This window comes from Lysinibacillus cavernae (assembly GCF_009724685.1).
Taxonomy (GTDB): Bacteria; Bacillota; Bacilli; order Bacillales_A; family Planococcaceae; genus Lysinibacillus; species Lysinibacillus cavernae.
Genome location: NZ_WMEF01000016.1, coordinates 26056 through 45040, shown reverse-complemented (window position 1 = coordinate 45040; position 18985 = coordinate 26056). Strand labels below are relative to the sequence as shown.

Below are 18985 nucleotides of genomic sequence, written 5' to 3'. Positions count from 1 at the left end.
CAATACTTCAATGAATTAATGAAGCTCTTAAAGAACTTATCCCATTTTCTAAATAGCCTTTAAGGCATGTTAATGTATACACCCATCCCTCTTTTTGTCCCATCATTTTCGCCACAATTTCTGGGTCATGTGCATTTAATCCTGACTCTACTACTTTAATAATTGTCTCACTTTGAGATTCTTCAAGAGTAATGGTAACCATCGTCACTTCACCATGCTCTTCTCCCCATGCAAACACAATCTTTTTGTTAGCCTCCATTTCAAGCACGGTAATAACACCCTCTGCTTGATATTCATCATATTTTAGAGTAATTCTTTTACCCTCGCCCCATCTTTCAGAACTACTCGAAAACCAATAATGACCGATTTCAACAGGAGAAATAATTGCTTCAAAAACTTTTTGGGCTGGTTTATTAATTTTTAATGTTGTCGACACATCCGTATTTATCATTGATTACCATTCCTTTTTAAATAGTGTATACCTACACCTTCGCCAAAATTTCCCTATCACCTTCTTGTTGATATAAATTCTATAAAAAGGGTGCGATTCTCCTAATTGAAGAATCGCACCTTTAATTTAATAAATCTTGTTATTTTCTATAGTAAATTGTACATCCGCTACATTCTCGATGAAATTTTTATCATGTGTCACAAAAATTATTGTTCCCTCATAAGCAATGATAAATTGCTCCAGTGCCTCCAATGCTTGAATATCTAAAAAATTTGTTGGTTCATCCAACAATAAAATATTATAATCCCCCAAAAACAGATGACAAAGCTGGAGACGTATGGCTTCACCACCACTTAATGACTTCACGCCTTTTTGTATATCCGTTCCTACAAACTGCATGGAATGAAGAACACTTCGTAATAAGCCTTCATCATATTCAGAGCGATTTTTCAAATATTGGAGAACCGTCTCTTCACTTTTAAATTGGTAGCTCATCTGGTGAAAATAGCCTATTTTCGCCTTTGGAGAAATAGTTAACTCTTCCCCATGAGTAGCGATTTGATGTAGTAATGTACTCTTACCGCAACCGTTACAGCCCGTAAGTGCAATTTTTTTACCTAAAGGTATTTGGAAGCTTACTTCATCCAATAGGATTTTTTCTGGAACACGTAAAGTGAATCGATCTGCCATAATCGGAAATTTATTGTGTAGTTTCAAGGCTTTCGATTGTCGGAAGACTATTTTTCTTTCTTCCTGTACCGCCTCTACTTTCTGAAGCTTCTCTATTCGATGTTCAATTGCTTTGGCTGCACGCTGTACATTTTTTTGACTGGTACCCTTGGATTTTGTCATAAACATGCGATTAGGTTTTGCATTGGCCTCTCTTTTTGACATGCTACCTGCCTGTGTAATCTTTTCTGCCTTTTTCATTTTTTCATCGACAGCTTTTTCGAGGCGACTTTTTTCTTTCAAGAAAAGAACATGTGCCTGACTTTGTTGATCTCTCTCCAATTGTTTTTGTGAAGCGTAATCGTTGTAATTCCCTGAATAGATGGTTACCCTGCCTCCATCTACCTCCCAAATCGTTGTGACTAGTTCATCTAGGACTGCACGATCATGACTAATGAGTATTAGCGCACCATAATAATAACGTAATTCATCAAGTAAAAATGAGATACCCTCTTGATCCAAATGTGTTGTCGGCTCATCTATAAGCAAAGCTTCCGCATAGGAAGAAAATAGTTGTGCAAGCTTCAACCTTGTCTGCTCCCCACCACTTAGTCCTTCAGAATAAGTGGGGACAGCTAATTTCCCTAATAATTGGGCATCTGCCTCTCCTAACATTGGTGCTGCCATTTGTTCAAAATATCCAAAATGAACATGGCTTTTCAATTTCCCACTTGTCGGTTGAATCTTGCTAGCAAGTAACTTCATCAACGTACTTTTACCTGCACCATTTTTACCTACGATTCCGATTCGGTCAAATTGATGAACAGCTAATTTTTCAATATTTAATACCTCTTTATCTAAATAAGTAACGACTACATTTTCTAATTCAAAACTAACCTTTTCCATGTTGCTACCTCCCGAAATTTAATCATTTCGTATCAATAGCTATGGTATCGATACGAGCTTCTATTTAAAGCTCGTATTAAAAGAATAAGAGACTATACATTAACTTTCCTCCCTACATACAATAAAAAACACAGGCAATTTGCCTGTGATAAAAGTAAAAGAGATATTATTAGTAGTATCCTCACCAAAAAGAAGGCAAAAGCCCATGAAGATGATTAAAAAAGGACAGACTATCCCGTTTACTCTGGTTTCACAAACAGAGTTTTTGACCCTATTCAGTTACTGGCTCAAAACTTGGAAACGTAGTCTCATAGCATGTGTCATTTTTTAACAATCCTCCTTGAAGTATTACGACTATTATAAAATTTATCTATCATATGTCAAGTTTCAAAAATTTTCTCTATAGGCACACTAATTATTGTCGATATATCATAAATGAACTTGTCAAAAAGTATATCATTTGGAGAAAACCTGATATAGTATGGAATTTAAGAAAAAATAAAATTTGATTTGGTGGTGTTATGTGGATGAAAAAATACGTTATCGATATTTTTATGATTATGCTTGGCTCATTGCTTTTTGCCCTGGCAGTTAACTTATTTGTCATTCCGAATGATTTGGGTGAAGGTGGCGTAACTGGCTTAACGATTATTGCCTATTATCTTTTTGGATGGTCTCCGAGTATTGTCAGCTTTGCCATGAATGCAGCTTTACTAATAGTTGGTTATAAATTTCTAAATAGACAAACAACAATTTATACAATCATCGCGGTCTCTTTCCATTCGTTATTCTTACATTTAACAGAATCTTGGTCTATTTCCTCAGATGAAATTATCGTTAATACAATCTTTGGTGGAGTATTTGCTGGTGTTGGTATTGGCTTAATTATAAGAGTCGGTGGCACAACAGCAGGATCTACAATTTTAGCTAGAATTACCAACAAATATCTTGGTTGGAGTATTAGCTATGGACTATTATTCTTCGATTTAATTGTTGCTTTTTCATCTTATTTTATTATTGGTGCAGAGGCATTAATGTTAACGATTGTCATGCTATATGTTGGTACAAAGGTGATGGAGTTTGTCATTGAAGGAGTTAACCCTAAAAAGGCTGTTACAATCATCTCTAAAAAACCAGGTGACATTGCTGGACAGGTGACTGCTTATATGAACCGTGGAGTTACTGTACTTTCTGGTCATGGCTATTATACAAAGGAACAAAAGGAAATTCTGTATATTGTTATTAGTAAGCAAGAAGTTGTAAAGCTCAAAAAAATTGTCAAAGAAATCGATAAGGACGCCTTTATTGCCATTCATGATGTAAGGGACGTCTTTGGTGAAGGTTTTATTGAACTAGCGAAATCTTAAGACATCAAAACCGCCTTTTGTTGTTGCCAACAAAAGGTGGTTTTTTCTATTTATCCATTCCTCTTAACCTGTAAGGAGGTTTCAATAATGCGATCCAATAGTTCTGAATAACTGATTCCAGCAGCAAGTGCACTTTTCGGCAGCAAGCTATTTTGAGTCATGCCAGGCAGTGTATTAACCTCTAACACATAAGGAACGCCATCCTTAATCATCATATCAACTCTAGCATAGACACTGCATTTTAATGCCTTGTAGCTAATCATTGCTGCTTTTGTCACACGGTCATGAATAGCAGGTGGGAGTTCCACAGGCTCCTCTATCGTGGAAGCATCATCATATTTCGCCTTATAGTCAAAAAATACTGCCGTATGTTTGATTGAAAGGACTGGTAATAACTCCTCATTTAGTATTGGGCATGTAATTTCGTCACCAATCATATATTGCTCGATAATGATTTCGTTATCCCATTTGAATACCTCCGTAACAGCCGCTAATAAGGCGTTCCGATTATGTACAATCTGGACACCTACGCTAGAGCCACCAGCATTCGGTTTGACAACAAGTGGATAACCCATACGTTCTATAACAGGTAAAGGAAGCTCCTCCCCCTTTACGAGATGGAACCAATCTGGTGTTGCCACACCTTCATATCGAAGTACTTTTTTAGCCATATTTTTGTCCATGCACAAACTACTTGCTAGAAGACCACTTCCTGTATAAGGGATATCTAACGTTTCTAGTACACCCTGAATCGTACCATCCTCTCCAAACTTACCATGAAGTGCTAACAAAGCCACATCAATATCCTGTACCTTGTCAATAACCTCTTTGTTGTCATCCAACGTAATGGCAACAACCTCATACTTTTTCTTATCTAATTGAGCAACCATTTCCTCGCCTGTCATGATTGAAACCTGCTTTTCAGAGGAAGTGCCACCCATAATTACGCCAACCTTCATTATTTCCAACCCCTCATGTCATTTTTCAATGTATCACCGATTATTTGAATACCACGGACAATATCCTCGTCTGATAACCGAGAGAAACCTAATCGAAATGTATTGCTGCCTAGTCCATTTGTAAAAAACACATCGCCTGGATAAAACACTACGCCTTTGTCATAGCATTTTTCCAACAACATACGTGCATCCATGCTTTCTCTTAGCTCTATAAAGAGATGAAGACCCCCATCTCCTGTCACTCTGCAAGAGGGAATGTATTGGAGACAAGCTTGGCGAGCAAGCTCATATTTTTTTTTATAAACAGATCTTGCCTTCTTCAAATATTTTTCAAAATAGCCATCCTGTAAGTATTGATATAAAACTGCCTGATCTAGTGTAGACGTATGAATTGTTCGAGCTCTTTTCATGCTTTCTAAACAATCAATTAATTCTTTATCTGCTAAAATCCAACCAACACGTAAACCAGGAAAAAGGATTTTAGAAAAGCTGCCAATATACACAACGTTATTACCTGATCCGCTAAAAGCTATCAGTGGGGCTAAATGAGAGCTTGAGTACCTTAATTCCTCATTAAAACCGTCCTCCACAATGGGAATTTGGTGTTTTGATAACAGTTGAAAAATAGCATTCCTTTTTTCAGAGGAGGTGACAATACCCGTTGGATTATGATAGGAAGGGATAAGATAAGCAAAATCATAATCCATTTCAGCTAAGCTTCTCTCTACTTGACCTACATCGATGCCATCATCCATCATGTCGATGCCATGTATATCTAGCCCATGCAAACGAAAAAGCTTCAAAGCCGCATGATGTGTAGGGTTTTCGCATAGCACGCGCCCTGATTTTTTGGCTATGGAAGATAATAAAATATCTAGTCCCTCTGTAAAGCCGTTGGTAATCAAAATATCTTTATTAGAAATGTCTACACCTTTCATTTCCATATAGCCAAGAAGATAGTCAATAAAAGGCTTGTAGCCCTTTGCATAACCGTAATTCAAGACAATGTCTCCTTCAATGGACATTCTTGTGAGAAACGCCCTTTTGAAGTTTTCAACATCAAAAAGCTTTTCTTCTGGGGCAATACTAATAAAAGAAATCATACCTTTTTGCCAGTGTATATCTTGCCGTATTAAATCAATTTCATCTGCTAGCAACGTCGCTTCATTCAGCCTTTTCTTCCAGTCAATTTCTACAGACGATGTTTTCAATGTCGTGACCTTCCCGACAAAGTTTCCTTTTCCTTTCACTGCATAGATGATGCCATCCTGCTCTAATTCTGCATATGCGTTCAGCACTGTATTTCTGCTGACCGCTAATAACTTACTAAGTTCACGGGTAGATGGAAGCTTTTGATGCTCTAATAGATGTCCTTTGATAATCATGTCTTGAACATAATCCTTCAATTGCACATAAACCGGACGCTCATCCAAAAGCTTAAAATCATTAAACACTTCCTAACCCCCTTGCTTCATTTTTGCATAACATCTGCCAACCTAAAAGGTCCACACATTATGTAATTTCCCGTTATAGTGGTTGCTCTTCTTCCTATCATATTTCAATAGTGTCATAAGCATAAAAAGAAAACTCCTATTTTGAGAAATTTCATCAAAACAGGAGTTTCATTTATCGTATATTATTACTCTGAAATACTTTTAACATCCTACATTCTAGTCTATTCTTCCTCTTTATCAGGACATAATAAAGACACTACAACCCCTACAATTAAACAAATGAAGAATGTAGCGGCTTTGGCTGAGACAATCGCCTCCATAGGTGATAGTGACCATGCAATGGCACTAATAAAACCTACAATAATCGTGGCAATAACGCCAATGCCTGAAACACGTTTCCAGAAAAAGATTAAGAGGATCACAACCGAAAATGTATTACCAATTCCTGCCCATGCAAAGGACACTAAGCTATAAATTACTGAACCTGATTTTAGTGAAATAATGATACCTACAATCCCACTGATAACAGCAACTAGACGAGAAAGATGAACTAATTTTTTACTAGAAATATTCCAACGTAATGTTTTGTGAATAATATCCTCACTGATAGACGTTGTAATTACTAATAATTGTGATGAAGCCGTTGACATAATGGCCGCTAAAATACCTGCCACAATAATCCCCGCAACCCATGGAGGTAAGATTTCAAATACCATATGAGGTAAAATCATCTCTGGGTCCTCTATGGAGCCCTGTTTATACAAAGTAGACGCAAAAATAGCAGATAAAAAGGCACCCACATATACAATTAACGTCCAAATGATCGCCATATTACGACCTGTAATTCGCTCTTTCTCTGTCGTGATGGCCATGAAGCGAGAACTTAATTGAGGTTGACCACCAAGCCAACCAAAGAACCATGACAAATTAGTAAATAACATAGCTCCTAAAGCAAGTCCATTTAAGCCACCAACCCAGCTATCAGCACCATTGCCCATATTTGCAAGCTCTGTTGAAATACTTAAGCCTTGCTGTTGAATTTCCATATAAGCGGCAATTGGTACGATGATGAATGAGATTAACATTAAAAAACTTTGAATTGTATCCGTCCAAACAACAGACATAAATCCACCCATACATGAGTAGGCAATTATTATTGCTCCAATAATAATTGTTCCCCAAGTAATAGTAAGCCCAGAAAATGAATAAATGGTTTTGCCCATTCCAGAAAATTGAGCAGCTAAATAACAGACAAAAAATAACACCATGACCGCCGAAGCTAGCCAACGAATAATATCTGCATGTTTAGGAAATTTAATAGCAATATAGTCTGTTAGGCTATTCACCTTATATTTTTGTTGTTCTGTCATAAAGCGTTTTGATAAAAATAACCACGAAGCAACAACCCCTAAAAGCATACCTGATAAAACCCAAATACCAGAGAGTCCTGCCACGTAAATAAAGCCAATTGCCCCTAAAAACATATAGGCCGATTCACCAGTTGCGCGCTCAGAAAAAGCTAATGCCCACCCTGGTAGCTTATTTCCCCCTAGAAAATAATCGTTATGTGATAAATCTTTTTTGCTGAAGTAAATACCGACGGCAAGCATTGCGAGTAAATAGATCAAAATTTCAACGTAAACTATCATATGCATAACCCAAAAATCCTCCATCCGATTAATATAAACAATACCAATTGGTTTTATCAGATAATAGTTCGGGTTATTTTAATTGTCAATATCTAATTTTGTAAAAAGGATGCAAAGTATTTCGATATTTCTACAAACTTTAAAGCCCCTGGAGAAAGATGAATACTGTGTTTGTGTGCAATTCCAACCTGTCTAATATATGCTTGATAAAATTTTTTTCTAATCAGGTTTCTTGGTGCATGTAGTAAAAGAGAATTCGGGACAATGGAAATGCCTAAATTTTCATTGACCATTGTTAAAATGACCTGATCAACTGATAATTCATATACCACATTAGGATGGATTTTATGTTTGGCCAAAATCCTTGATACATCGCGATCAATCGTTCGTTTAGGCATAATCCAGCGTTCATCCTGTAATTGCTCTAGATAAAGTCTATCTTCATTCGCCAATGGATGCTCCTTCGCCATAATGCAGACAAGCTCATCATCAAAAATGGCATCAAATACAAGATTTTTAGAATTTGGCTGTACTAAAAAACCGATATCTACTATGCCATTATGTAGCCAATCCTCTATTTGATCATAATCCCCCTCCATCAAACGAATTTGTAGATCTGGATGGTGCTGTTCAAAATACGCTAAGACCTTCGGCAGTAAAACCAGTGAAACACTTGGTAAAATGCCTACGGATAATGTACCACCAATGAGATTTTTTAAATTTGCTACAGAAGTTTCCAACTGCTGCTGCTGTTGCAAAATTTTTGAGATATGCTCATAAACAATTCTCCCTTCACTCGTCAAAACAATATTGTTGCGGTTTCGAATAATTAGAGAAAGCCCTAACTCTGCCTCTAGATTACTAATGGTATGACTGATTGAAGACTGTGTGAGATTTAGCTTTAAACCCGTTTCAGTAAAATTGCCTGTATCAATGAGCGTATGGAAGGCAATATATTGCGCTAATGTTGCCATGTTAATCTATCCCCTTATATGATTTTTTTTCATATTCGATTATGCAAATATTCATTTGATTTAATTTAGTAGCCACCTCTATAATAAAAATAAAATCCAAGTAAATCAATATGATTTGTAATGAGGGGGCTCATAAAATGGCAGAGGAACAATTAATGATGAAGGCTTTATCTATGGACATAATTACCGCAAAAATGTTTACGGAATTACATCTCTCCATTACAGAGCAATACGGGGAGCATGGTCGTGATTTAGTACAAAAAGGTTTGGAGAAATTTGGTTTAAAGGATGCTGAAGCAATGGCGAAAAAAGCAACAGCAGAAGGCGAAAATCATACATTCTTTGAATATTTACCTCAAATCGTTGGAGGCGAAGAGAAATTTGCTGATTTAACAACATTTGCTCGTTTCTCGAAAATGTTTGCACAAATCGCCAAACCAGTTGTAGATGAGTATGGAGAAGCTGGTGAACAAGTCATCATGCGTGCAGTAGAACGTTTTGGCCATAAACGCGGTCAAGGTATTGCTCAACGCGCACGCACAAATGGTTTGGAAAATTCAGTGGATAACTATTTAACGAACTATGATATGGGACGTAGTGATTTATTTGAAATTGAAACGATCTATAAAGAAAATGAGGTTGAACAAATGTTTAGCCATTGTCCTCTAGGTCAACAATGGGCAGATGATGATATGGGGAAATACGGCATTTTATATTGCAAAGTAATCGACCCCTCTATTGCCAAAGGGTACAATAAAAATTTAGAGGTGGTACATGATCAGTTTGTCTTGCGTGAAGGACAGTGCCACTTCCAATTTCAAATGAAAGAGTGATTGTCATGATTAATGGAGGTAGACTCTTACAACATCTTCAAGACCTGAGCCAAATTGGCCGCAATGAAGCAACAGGTGGTATTAATCGCTTCTCCTTCACACTAGAAGAAAAGCGGGCCATTGAATTAGTGACAACTTATATGGAGCAAGCAGGTATGAGCGTAACGGTCGATGCCGTTGGAAATCTTATTGGTACTTATGGGGAAGGTAAGGAAACCATTATGCTTGGATCTCACATCGATACAGTACCAGAAGGCGGTAAATATGATGGTGCATTAGGTGTGCTAGCAGCAATTGAAGTGGTGAATACCATGCATGAGCAACGTTTGCTACCCACTAAAAAAATTCAAGTTGTCGCTTTTAAGGATGAAGAAGGAACGAGGTTTGGCTTCGGGCTTCTTGGTAGTAGTGCAATGGCTGGTCTATTAACAGAGGAACAATTACAACACACGGATGAAGCTGGCATTTCCATTGAAGAAGCTATGAAGGAATTCCAATTGTCCCCTTATCCTTTAGTAAAGGCACAACGTGATGACATAAAAGCTTATTTAGAAATGCATATCGAGCAAGGAAAAGTATTAGAAAATGAAGGCCTACCAGTCGGAGTAGTAACAGGCATAGCAGCCCCTTTATGGCTAGAGATAACCGTAACAGGTGTCAGCGAACACGCTGGTGCGACACCTATGCCCATTCGTCAGGATGCTCTAACCGCAGCAAGCGAAATGATTTTAGCTATTGAACGACTATTAAATGACACAACTGATTCCGTTGCAACTGTTGGCAAGTTGACGGTATCTCCTAATGGCACAAACGTTATTCCAGGCAAGGTCACATTCTCTATTGATCTTCGAGATATTGACGAAAATAAAGTAAGTGCATTAGAAGCTACGATTTTACAGCAACTGCAAGAGATTGCTGAACGAAGACATGTCACGCTGGTTTCAAAAATGTTACAGCGCATTAAACCTGCAAAAACTGATGCCCTGTTACAACAGCAATTAGCTACAAGTATTGAAAAACAAGGTATACGTCCTTATTCTCTTATTAGTGGTGCTGGTCATGATGCAATGAATATCGCTGAAATTGCACCTATTGGGATGCTGTTCGTTCGCTCAAAGGACGGCATCAGCCATAATCCATTAGAATATAGTGCAGATGAGGATATTGTTGTAGCAACTACTATTTTTTATGATACGGTTGTTGAGCTCTCTAAATAACCCATTATAATAGTAGAAAGCCATTCTCTAATTTTTTGAGAATGGCTTTATTTTTCATAACCTTCATTTTTTGCTTTAGTAATAATCTTTTGAATGAAAGGCTCTTTTTTCTGTGTATAGGTTGGGCGATCATTTTGAAAATGATCGGCAAGCTGTTCTTTTAAAGCTTCATATTCATTGGCGGCTTGAGCATTTAATCGTAGATAATCTCGGAAAAGGCATTTGTCATTCCATTCATTACTGTTATATTCGCATATGTGTAAATGACTTGTTCCTTGTCCCCATAGCCCTTTTCTAAAAAATCTTCTATCCATTAGCTCTGGTTTTGGAACATATTCATACTCAATATTTTTTAACGCCTCTATTAGTTCTGGCACTTCTTCTATACTTTGGACGCCTAGTAAAATATCAATAATGGGTTTAGCCTTTAAACCTTTGATAGATGTGCTGCCAATATGTTCAATCCCTACTATTGAATGACCAATAACTTCTTGAATTCTTCTTTTCTCATATAAAAATTGTTGTTCCCAATTTGGGTCATATTCGGACAATACCACTTCAATTTTTTTCATCTGTCGTTCACCTTGCTAAATTTTTTTAAATAAACCTACAATAAAGCCTTCTAAACCAAAATGTGGCTCTTCCGTAGACATAGGCAGCATTTTCCGTATTTCAATCTCCTCTAAAAACTGAAATATTTCTTGTAGTTGGCCTTTTGAATAACCAAGTCCTCCCTCTAAACTACGCTTTAAATATACTTCCTCATCCGACATAGCAGAGCCTCCAAATGCACCATTTTCCTCAAACGAACATAATGCAAAGTATCCATCTGGCTTTAATAAATTATTAATCATATCTATATAACTGACTCGGCGATGTGGCGCTATATGATGAAAACACCCCGAATCATAAATAAAATCAAAACTTTCCTGTTGTAAATCTAACTCAAAAATATTAGCACACACTAATTCTACATCTACGTTTTCTTCATCCACTCTCTTTTTAGCCCAATCTAGCGCTTTGTCTGATATGTCCACTCCAACCACGGAACATCCCTTTTTAGCTAAATAAATGGCATTACGCCCAGCACCACAACCCAATTCTAAAACTTTGCCGGGAAAAATCTTTTCCGTTGCAAAATAATGTACTAAATTTTCGTCAGGCTTATTAACAAAGAAAGGAATCTTTTGAAAGGTATCATCATAAAAATCATTCCAAAAATGTTGTGGCTCTCGTAACAGACGATCTAATAAAATAAGCAAATCTTCATTAGATTTAATTAACATCCCACACCTCATTTCTTTATTAGTAGAGCGTTTATTCTAATTATATAAGAAATGATAAATACAATACTAGCTTCAAAACAACTAAAATATACCAATTAAAAGTAGAGAAAAGGGTATTTTCTCTACTTTTAATTGGTTATGACTGAACTGGTATCGTCACTTTTAGCTCAGATAAATATTGAATTATAGGTTCATTATTCTCATCCATTTGATATGCTCCCTTTTACCAAAAGGAATAAACTCACTTTTAATATGTTATAGTGTATTAATGGTTAATTTTTCTAAAATGAAGGAGTGAGCTACAAAATGGAAGAAATTTTAACGATTACGAATTTAACAAAGAGTTATGGAAACAAGGAAATATTGAAGGGGATTGACCTCCATGCATCTAGAGGAGAGATTATTGGCTATATCGGTCCGAATGGCGCTGGTAAAAGCACGACTGTAAAGCTTATTCTAGGGCTCGAAGGTGATTACGGCGGGGAAATCAAACTCTTTGGGGAAAGTATTGGGCAAGATCAAATCGACTATAAGCGGCGAATTGGTTACGTTCCCGAAATCGCGGATGTTTATGACAACTTAACTGGCTACGAATATTTAACTTTTATCGGGCAACTGTATGGACTAGAGCTAGAGGAGGCTGCTGACAAATCAAAATCTTTAATGGAGCTGTTTGGCGTCGGTGAAGCGTACCATTCTAGAATTTCTTCTTATTCAAAGGGCATGCGGCAGAAGCTACTAATCATTGCCAGCCTCTTACATAATCCAGATCTTTTATTTTTAGATGAACCAATCAACGGCTTAGATGCCAACAGTGTCATGATATTTAAAGAAATCTTAACGCAACTAGCTGCCCAAGGAAAAACCATCTTTTACTCATCTCATATTATGGATGTAGTTGAAAAAATCAGCAGTCGCATCATTCTCCTGTATGATGGAAAAATTGCAGCAGACGGAACATTTGCGGAGCTACAAGCAGATAACACCGAAGGAACATTGGAAAGAATTTTTAACCAGTTAACAGGATTTCATGAGCATCAGGAAATTGGCAAGAAATTTGTGTCTATTGTTAGAGGAGTGGAATCATGACAGATTTCAAAACGCTACAATTGCTTGATAGATTCCGATTGCTTTTTGTGAAAACAGGCATTGACTATGACATGATGAGAAAAATCCTCCATATAAAATTAACGATGGATGAACGTAAAGTACCAACCATATTTAATCAGAACAAAAAGAAAGAGGATCAAAAATACGGTTACATTAAGTCTCTATGGATTTATGTTTTATTTGGACTTGTGCTCATCCCTCTTATGGGGTTTGGTCAAAACTTTCTTTTTCAAATGAGTATTGCGTATGCGATGATCATATTTTTAATTATGACTTCCCTGATTTCCGATTTTTCTTCTGTACTCTTGGATGTCAGAGACAAAAGCATACTCTCAACGAAGCCTATTTCGGCTAGAACAATCAATGCAGCAAAGTTTATGCATATTTTTATTTATTTAACCTATTTAACGATGGCCCTAACCGCCATCCCTCTTGTAGTCAGTCTTTTTACACAAGGAATTGTATTTTTTATTTTAACAGGTCTTGAGATACTATTAATTAATTTATTGATTGTTGCGTTTACAGCCATTTTATATATTGCAATTTTACGCTTCTTTGATGGTGAAAAGCTGAAAGATATGATCAACTATGTTCAAATTGCTTTGTCTTTGATGCTGATGATTGGCTATCAAGTTCTTATTCGATCCTTTGAATTCGTCAATTTAGATATGGTGGTGTCGTTTCATTGGTGGAGCCTCTTCCTAATACCGATGTGGTTTGCCGCTCCTTATGAATTAGTATTACATGGTGACACATCCTTATTGACAGTAATCTACAGTATCTTAGCACTGATTATGCCCATCATTTCGATTTGGGTATATATCAAGCTTATTCCAACGTTTGAACGTAATCTCCAAAAACTGCTAAGTACAAGTAAATCTAAAAAAGAGAAGAACAATCGACTGAAGACATTTTTATTAACGCTTGTGTGTAGAACACATGAAGAACGAGCTTTCTATCGCTTCGCCACTTTGATGATGAAGCAAGAGCGAGAGTTTAAGCTAAAGGTCTATCCATCTTTAGGTTTTTCGTTTATTATTCCATTTATTTTTATGTTTACATTTAGCAGATCCGAAGAGATTGATTATGCTAGTAGTTTTGGCTACTTACATATCTATTTTAGTATGATGATAATTCCATCCGCTGTACTTTTGCTGGGTCACTCTGCTAAATATAAGGCTGCTTGGATCTATAAAACTCTCCCAATTAAAGACTATACACATTTACAAAAGGGTAGCTTAAAGGCTTTTTTAATCAAATTGTATAGTCCATTATTTTTAGTACTAAGTATCGTGTTTAACTATATTTACGGCATACGAATTATTCCAGATTTACTTGTGGTTTTAGTAACGAGCTGGTTGTTTACAGTCATCTGTTTCGTTACGATGAGCAACAAAATACCTTTTACTAAACCATATGATGAAGTCGGAGATGCTCAAGGCTGGAAAGTATTTTTGTTATTTATCCCATTAGGTATGCTTGCAGAGCTGCACTACTTAATTGCTAGTCAGGTGACATTTGGGTCTACTGTATATTTGATGATGCTTTTCTTCATCAATATCGTGGTTTGGAAAGTTGCGTTTAGATCTTCTAAATAGTAATTAAAAACGGCTTATCCCTTAATTGAATGGAATCAGCCGTTTTTTCATTAAAAAGCCTTTCGCTCATAAATACGAATAGACAGTAACCATGAGCCAACATATAAGAAAACAATGATAACTGTGGCAAAAAGGTATAGTTGTAGATCCTGTAAAGTCATGAATTTTTGTACGAGGGCTCTTACTTTACCATCAAAATTAGGTACAAAATAATTAACCATCACCATATAAACTCCAAATAAAGCAACAGCAACGATAGTTAAATACTTCGTTTTAAATTTATAGGAAATAGGTAAGATAAATGTGATGGCAATCATAACGAGACCCATAGTAAGCAGTATTTCTTTCCACAATACTACTACCTCTTGCTCATTCAAAAAAAAGTTGACCACATACGTATACAACATAAAGAGTCCTGTAAAAATTAATGCCCCAATATATTTTGAACTGACAATTTCTCTTCTCGTATAGGGTAATGAATTAAGTAAAATATTAGCATTATCTTTTTCGTCATTAGAAAAAGCATTCAAAATAAATACAACACTATAAACAAATACGATGAATACCGGAGAAACATTGACCAATAAATAAAGTATAATCGTGGCTATATAAATGATTAGAATGTTTTTTTGAATTAAAACATCCTTTAGAATAAGGTTCAACATACCTTTACCATCCCTTCTTTGTATAATACATAATGTCTTCAAGCGTAGGTTTTTCTACAACAACGGTGTCACCAAATATAGTTGCCACACGTTGTTTATTAGCCGTTAATGCTTCAAAGCCTCTGTTTGTTTTGCGAATGGCTAAGAACTCTTGCTCCGTTTCACTGTCTAATAGATCGAGTGTCCCTTTGACGATGGCATAATCCTCTTCAATTTTATAAAATTCCTTCGTGAAAATATGTTCACCATTATGAATAAAGGTAATATAATCAGCAATGCGGTCTAAATCTGTTGTAATATGTGTTGAGAAAAATATAGTCTTGGTTTCATCTTGCATTAACTCATGTAAAATATTTAGAAGCTCTCTGCGAAATATAGGATCGAGTCCTGATGTTGGCTCATCCATAATGATTAATTCAGCATGATGGGCTAATGCAATGGCTAATGATGCCTTCATCTTCATCCCCTTTGAGAATGTCTTCATATTTTTGTTCAATGGCAAGTCAAACTGATTAATATACTGTTGAAATGTCTTGTCATCCCAGTTTTTATAGGCTGGTTTAATGATCCTTTTCATATCCTTTAGCGTGATATTTTCATAAAAAATATTGTCATCATAGACAAAACCAATGCGTTGTTTTATTTCCTTTTCGTTGCCCTTATAGCGCTTACCAAAAATAGAAATAGTTCCACTATCCTGCTGTAATAAATTCATAATCATTTTAATCGTCGTCGATTTACCTGCACCATTTCCACCAATAAATCCTGTAACAAAACCCTTTTTAACTTTGATTGACAGATCTTTTATTTCAAAACCATTAAAAGATTTTTGTATATGCTGTAATTCAATAACATTTTCCATCACTCATCCTCCGTATACAATAAAGTAAGCATTTCCTTTAACTCTACTAAGCTAATATCCATTTCCTTCGCATTTTGAATCGCTACCGACAGCTTTTCCTCGATTACCTTCATTTTTCTTTCCTTCATCATTTCTGTATTTTGTTCGGAGATGAACGAACCTTTCCCAACAATAGAGTAAATAAAGCCGTTTTTTTCAAGCTCCTCATAAGCTCGTTTTGTTGTAATAACGCTAATCTCTAAATCCTTCGCAAGTTGACGCATGGAAGGCAATGGCTGACCCTCTTGTAATTCTCCTGTTAAGATCAGTTTTTTGATCTGTCCATAAATTTGTTCATAAATGGGCTCTTTTGAACTGTTTGAAATAATAATTTGCATGCAAATACCTCTTCACAGAATATTGTATATATACTTTATATACAATATATACACATTTACTTTTAATTGCAAGTAAAAATTTCCTTTTTATTATCAATGAAGCGTAGTTATCTGCGTTATGGCACACAGCACCCGTGGCAGTGCAACCTTTTCTCGTCGAATACAAAAAAATAAAGCATATAGCCAAATGAATGACTATATGCCCTTACTTTTAAAATATAAATGTACTGATTTCTTCCCCGCCACTTTTCATATCTTTTAATTTATACATGTTTTGAGTGACCTCGTCTTCTCCTAATACAATGACCTTTGGTGTATTTTCACGATTCGCTTTTTCCATCGCCTTTTTCACTCTCTTACCACTTAGCTCCACTTCTACCTTATAGTCTTTTTGACGCAATGCAGCTGCCAGCTTAAGAGACTCCTTTTCTGTTCCGAGGGGAATGATATAAATATCCGTAATTGGGACTTGCTGATCTATTTTTCCCGAAAGTTCCAAAGCTGTATAGATAACATCTAACCCGAAAGAAATACCAACCGTGGCATAGGATTGCTCTGTTCCTAAAAGACCGCCAATTGCATTGTCATAACGCCCCCCGCTGCCAATACTAGATCGGATGGTGCCATCTGCTAAAAAGATTTCATAAATTGTCCCTGTGTAAATTTCAAGCCCACGCGCTAAAAATGGATTGAACAGACATTGCTCACTTATTCCAAGTGCTGTTAAATAAGACGTTAGTTCCATTAATTCCTGTAAACCTTGTTGTAAAAAGGTATTTTCGTTAGCTAACTCTTTAAAATACGCCATACTCATCTGAGCACGTTCATCTAAAAATTGCTTTATTTTCTTGATGCTGTTATCAGATAACCCCAATTCCTGCAATTCCGCTAACATAGTTTTTTGGGCTATTTTTTCAATTTTATCTAAAATTAAAATGACTCGATTCATTTGATTCTGTTCCACCTTAAATAATTGCAGCAAACCAATCAAAAGCTTGCGATTATTATATTGGATACTAATTTGTAGATTTAGTTTATCAAATGCATCTATCGCCATCATCATTAGCTCTGCCTCAGCAGCCTGCGACTCTACCCCCACAATATCTACATCACATTGAGTAAATTCACGAAAACGTCCTGCTTTGATGGGTCCATCTCGAAACACTTTGCCAATTTCATAGCGTTTAAAAGGCATTGTAATGGACGGATTCATTGCTACGACTTTTGCAAATGGAATCGTTAAATCATAACGTAACGCTAAATCACGCTCACCTCTATCCGTTAATGTATACATTTCCTGTAGAATCTCAGCACCACCCGCATATTTAGAAGCCATCAGCTCTGTATAGTTAAGAATAGGTGTCTCTATCGGTTTGCAGCCATAAGCCATAAACGTATCCTCTAAAGTACGTCGAATGGTACGACGAATAACCTCCTGCTCTGGTAAATAATCTTGTGTTCCCCTAACATTTTGGTAGTCCATTTTTTTCATCACAATTTCCTCCTCTTTTTTGACCAATAAAAAAACCGTATAACGATAAAGCTCTCAATCAGCTTTATTTATACGATTACATGAGAAATAGTCTTCCTATTCAATATTAATAAATTAATAAAGATAGCAAGACTAATGGCTATGATGATGTTTTTTCGTGTAGGATTGAACAAGAAGAATGGTCATGTTTATTCCCCCTTTAATATTAAGGGATACTATAAGACATAACAGGTAAATTGTCAAACTATTTATGTAATTTACACAAGTATATTTTTTAGCTTTTGTAATGTACCAAATACATCCTCTAACTCTTTCGTGGATAAATTGGCATGATATTTTTCAGTAATCTGTTGATTAAACGCTTCGACTTCTTGTTTATAAAGCCATCCTTTCTCACCCAATTCAATAGAAAATGCACGCTTATCTTCTTCATGTTGAAGTTTAGTGATATAGCCTTCCTTTTCGAGTTTGGCTAACTGCTGGCTCACTGCGCTTTTCGTAATAGCCATTTTTTCAGCTAGTTCTGAGGGTGAACTGGACGGATGACGAATCACTAATGTCAAAAGGACATGTTGCTGATTATTTAAGGGAAATTTAGTATAGGCCCTTTCCATTTTCTCAAGAATGATCCAAATATCCTCGATGGTTTGATTAATTTGCTCGGAAACATCGTTATTCTTCATTTTTTTGAGTGTCACCTTTTTCTCGCCATTTTTTAGGATTTAGATAGCTTTTAAACTTGTTAGCTGCTTCTTTCCCAACAAGTAAAGCCCCAACCCAAAACATGATTTCAGCTACAACAATACTGCCCGGTATAATCCCTGCCTTTAATTTTGTAGGTATGGGTGTAAATGGTGTGATAATTGGGATTAGCCATAACGAAAGAGAAAAGATAATAATGCCTATTCCAAGTTTATAAGTAAAGGATTTTTGTGTTTTTTTGTTAGAGGTCATGTACCTTCTCCTGCATGATAATTTATTTAAGTTAACTAAACTATATTATGAATTTCTTTTTATGTAAAGAAGTTTAATCTTGATGAGAAAACAAAAACCCCCATCTATTTGAATACTGATGAGTCAAATAGATGGGGTACTAACACTGTTATTTTTATGAAT

19 protein-coding genes are annotated in these 18985 nt (G+C 36.1%); 5 read left to right on the top strand and 14 right to left on the bottom strand.

The features are described from left to right. Positions 1–7: 7 nt before the first annotated feature. Both GJU32_RS21130 and GJU32_RS21125 read right to left on the bottom strand, forming a co-directional pair. On the bottom strand, positions 8–451 hold the full coding sequence (locus tag GJU32_RS21130) for an SRPBCC family protein (protein ID WP_155593895.1): 444 nt from the start codon (positions 449–451) through the stop codon (positions 8–10). Positions 452–577: 126 nt separating this feature from the next. Beyond that, the gene (locus GJU32_RS21125) at positions 578–2026 is read right to left on the bottom strand and encodes an Msr family ABC-F type ribosomal protection protein (RefSeq protein ID WP_155593894.1); all 1449 of its coding nucleotides are present in this window, start codon (positions 2024–2026) and stop codon (positions 578–580) included. A gap of 527 nt (positions 2027–2553) precedes the next feature. Here GJU32_RS21125 and GJU32_RS21120 point away from each other — a divergent pair. Then, on the top strand, positions 2554–3393 hold the full coding sequence (locus GJU32_RS21120) for a YitT family protein (protein WP_155593893.1): 840 nt from the start codon (positions 2554–2556) through the stop codon (positions 3391–3393). Positions 3394–3443: 50 nt separating this feature from the next. Here GJU32_RS21120 and GJU32_RS21115 read toward each other — a convergent pair whose 3' ends face one another. The 4 genes from GJU32_RS21115 to GJU32_RS21100 all read right to left on the bottom strand — a co-directional run bounded on the left by GJU32_RS21115 (position 3444) and on the right by GJU32_RS21100 (position 8429). Next, positions 3444–4352, bottom strand: a complete 909-nt coding sequence (locus GJU32_RS21115; RefSeq protein ID WP_155593892.1) for a D-alanine--D-alanine ligase — start codon at positions 4350–4352, stop codon at positions 3444–3446. After that, positions 4352–5806, bottom strand: a complete 1455-nt coding sequence (gene pdxR / locus GJU32_RS21110; protein WP_155593891.1) for a MocR-like pyridoxine biosynthesis transcription factor PdxR — start codon at positions 5804–5806, stop codon at positions 4352–4354. The genes GJU32_RS21115 and pdxR overlap by 1 nt, the downstream gene beginning before the upstream one ends. A 221-nt stretch (positions 5807–6027) precedes the next feature. Beyond that, positions 6028–7461, bottom strand: a complete 1434-nt coding sequence (locus GJU32_RS21105; protein WP_155593890.1) for a sodium/proline symporter — start codon at positions 7459–7461, stop codon at positions 6028–6030. Positions 7462–7547: 86 nt separating this feature from the next. Continuing rightward, on the bottom strand, positions 7548–8429 hold the full coding sequence (locus tag GJU32_RS21100; RefSeq protein WP_155593889.1) for a LysR family transcriptional regulator: 882 nt from the start codon (positions 8427–8429) through the stop codon (positions 7548–7550). 137 nt (positions 8430–8566) lie between these two features. On the opposite strand from GJU32_RS21100, the gene GJU32_RS21095 reads away from it, so the two are divergent. Further along, on the top strand, positions 8567–9262 hold the full coding sequence (locus GJU32_RS21095; RefSeq protein ID WP_155593888.1) for an L-2-amino-thiazoline-4-carboxylic acid hydrolase: 696 nt from the start codon (positions 8567–8569) through the stop codon (positions 9260–9262). Beyond that, the gene (locus tag GJU32_RS21090) at positions 9232–10479 is read left to right on the top strand and encodes a Zn-dependent hydrolase (RefSeq protein ID WP_230875115.1); all 1248 of its coding nucleotides are present in this window, start codon (positions 9232–9234) and stop codon (positions 10477–10479) included. Before GJU32_RS21095 ends, GJU32_RS21090 begins: the two co-directional genes overlap by 31 nt. A gap of 47 nt (positions 10480–10526) precedes the next feature. Here the strand turns inward: GJU32_RS21090 and GJU32_RS21085 are convergent, their stop codons facing one another. Continuing rightward, positions 10527–11051, bottom strand: coding sequence for a GrpB family protein (locus GJU32_RS21085; protein WP_155593886.1), 525 nt, complete (start codon positions 11049–11051; stop codon positions 10527–10529). Positions 11052–11066: 15 nt separating this feature from the next. Continuing rightward, positions 11067–11765, bottom strand: coding sequence for a class I SAM-dependent methyltransferase (locus tag GJU32_RS21080; RefSeq protein ID WP_155593885.1), 699 nt, complete (start codon positions 11763–11765; stop codon positions 11067–11069). Positions 11766–12071: 306 nt separating this feature from the next. On the opposite strand from GJU32_RS21080, the gene GJU32_RS21075 reads away from it, so the two are divergent. Together GJU32_RS21075 and GJU32_RS21070 are read left to right on the top strand one after the other, a co-directional pair. Next, complete coding sequence (locus GJU32_RS21075; RefSeq protein ID WP_155593884.1) at positions 12072–12854, top strand: ABC transporter ATP-binding protein; 783 nt, start codon at positions 12072–12074, stop codon at positions 12852–12854. After that, complete coding sequence (locus GJU32_RS21070) at positions 12851–14473, top strand: hypothetical protein (RefSeq protein WP_155593883.1); 1623 nt, start codon at positions 12851–12853, stop codon at positions 14471–14473. Before GJU32_RS21075 ends, GJU32_RS21070 begins: the two co-directional genes overlap by 4 nt. A 50-nt stretch (positions 14474–14523) precedes the next feature. On the opposite strand, the gene GJU32_RS21065 is transcribed toward GJU32_RS21070, so the two are convergent. From GJU32_RS21065 to GJU32_RS21040, 6 genes are all read right to left on the bottom strand, one after another. After that, positions 14524–15138, bottom strand: a complete 615-nt coding sequence (locus tag GJU32_RS21065; protein WP_155593882.1) for an ABC-2 transporter permease — start codon at positions 15136–15138, stop codon at positions 14524–14526. A gap of 4 nt (positions 15139–15142) precedes the next feature. Next, positions 15143–16000 carry an ABC transporter ATP-binding protein gene (locus GJU32_RS21060; RefSeq protein WP_155593881.1) on the bottom strand — a complete coding sequence of 286 codons (858 nt, stop codon included), beginning with the start codon at positions 15998–16000 and terminating at the stop codon, positions 15143–15145. Next, the gene (locus tag GJU32_RS21055) at positions 16000–16377 is read right to left on the bottom strand and encodes a GntR family transcriptional regulator (RefSeq protein WP_155593880.1); all 378 of its coding nucleotides are present in this window, start codon (positions 16375–16377) and stop codon (positions 16000–16002) included. Before GJU32_RS21055 ends, GJU32_RS21060 begins: the two co-directional genes overlap by 1 nt. 211 nt (positions 16378–16588) lie before the next feature. Further along, a complete protein-coding gene (locus GJU32_RS21050; protein ID WP_420798396.1) occupies positions 16589–17860 on the bottom strand; it encodes a histidine--tRNA ligase in 1272 nt (423 codons plus the stop codon). Between the two features lie 266 nt (positions 17861–18126). Continuing rightward, positions 18127–18552 (bottom strand): MarR family winged helix-turn-helix transcriptional regulator, encoded by a 426-nt coding sequence (locus GJU32_RS21045; protein WP_155593878.1) that lies wholly within the window; start codon positions 18550–18552, stop codon positions 18127–18129. Beyond that, a complete protein-coding gene (locus tag GJU32_RS21040) occupies positions 18542–18823 on the bottom strand; it encodes a transporter suffix domain-containing protein (RefSeq protein WP_155593877.1) in 282 nt (93 codons plus the stop codon). The genes GJU32_RS21045 and GJU32_RS21040 overlap by 11 nt, the downstream gene beginning before the upstream one ends. Positions 18824–18985: the final 162 nt, after the last annotated feature.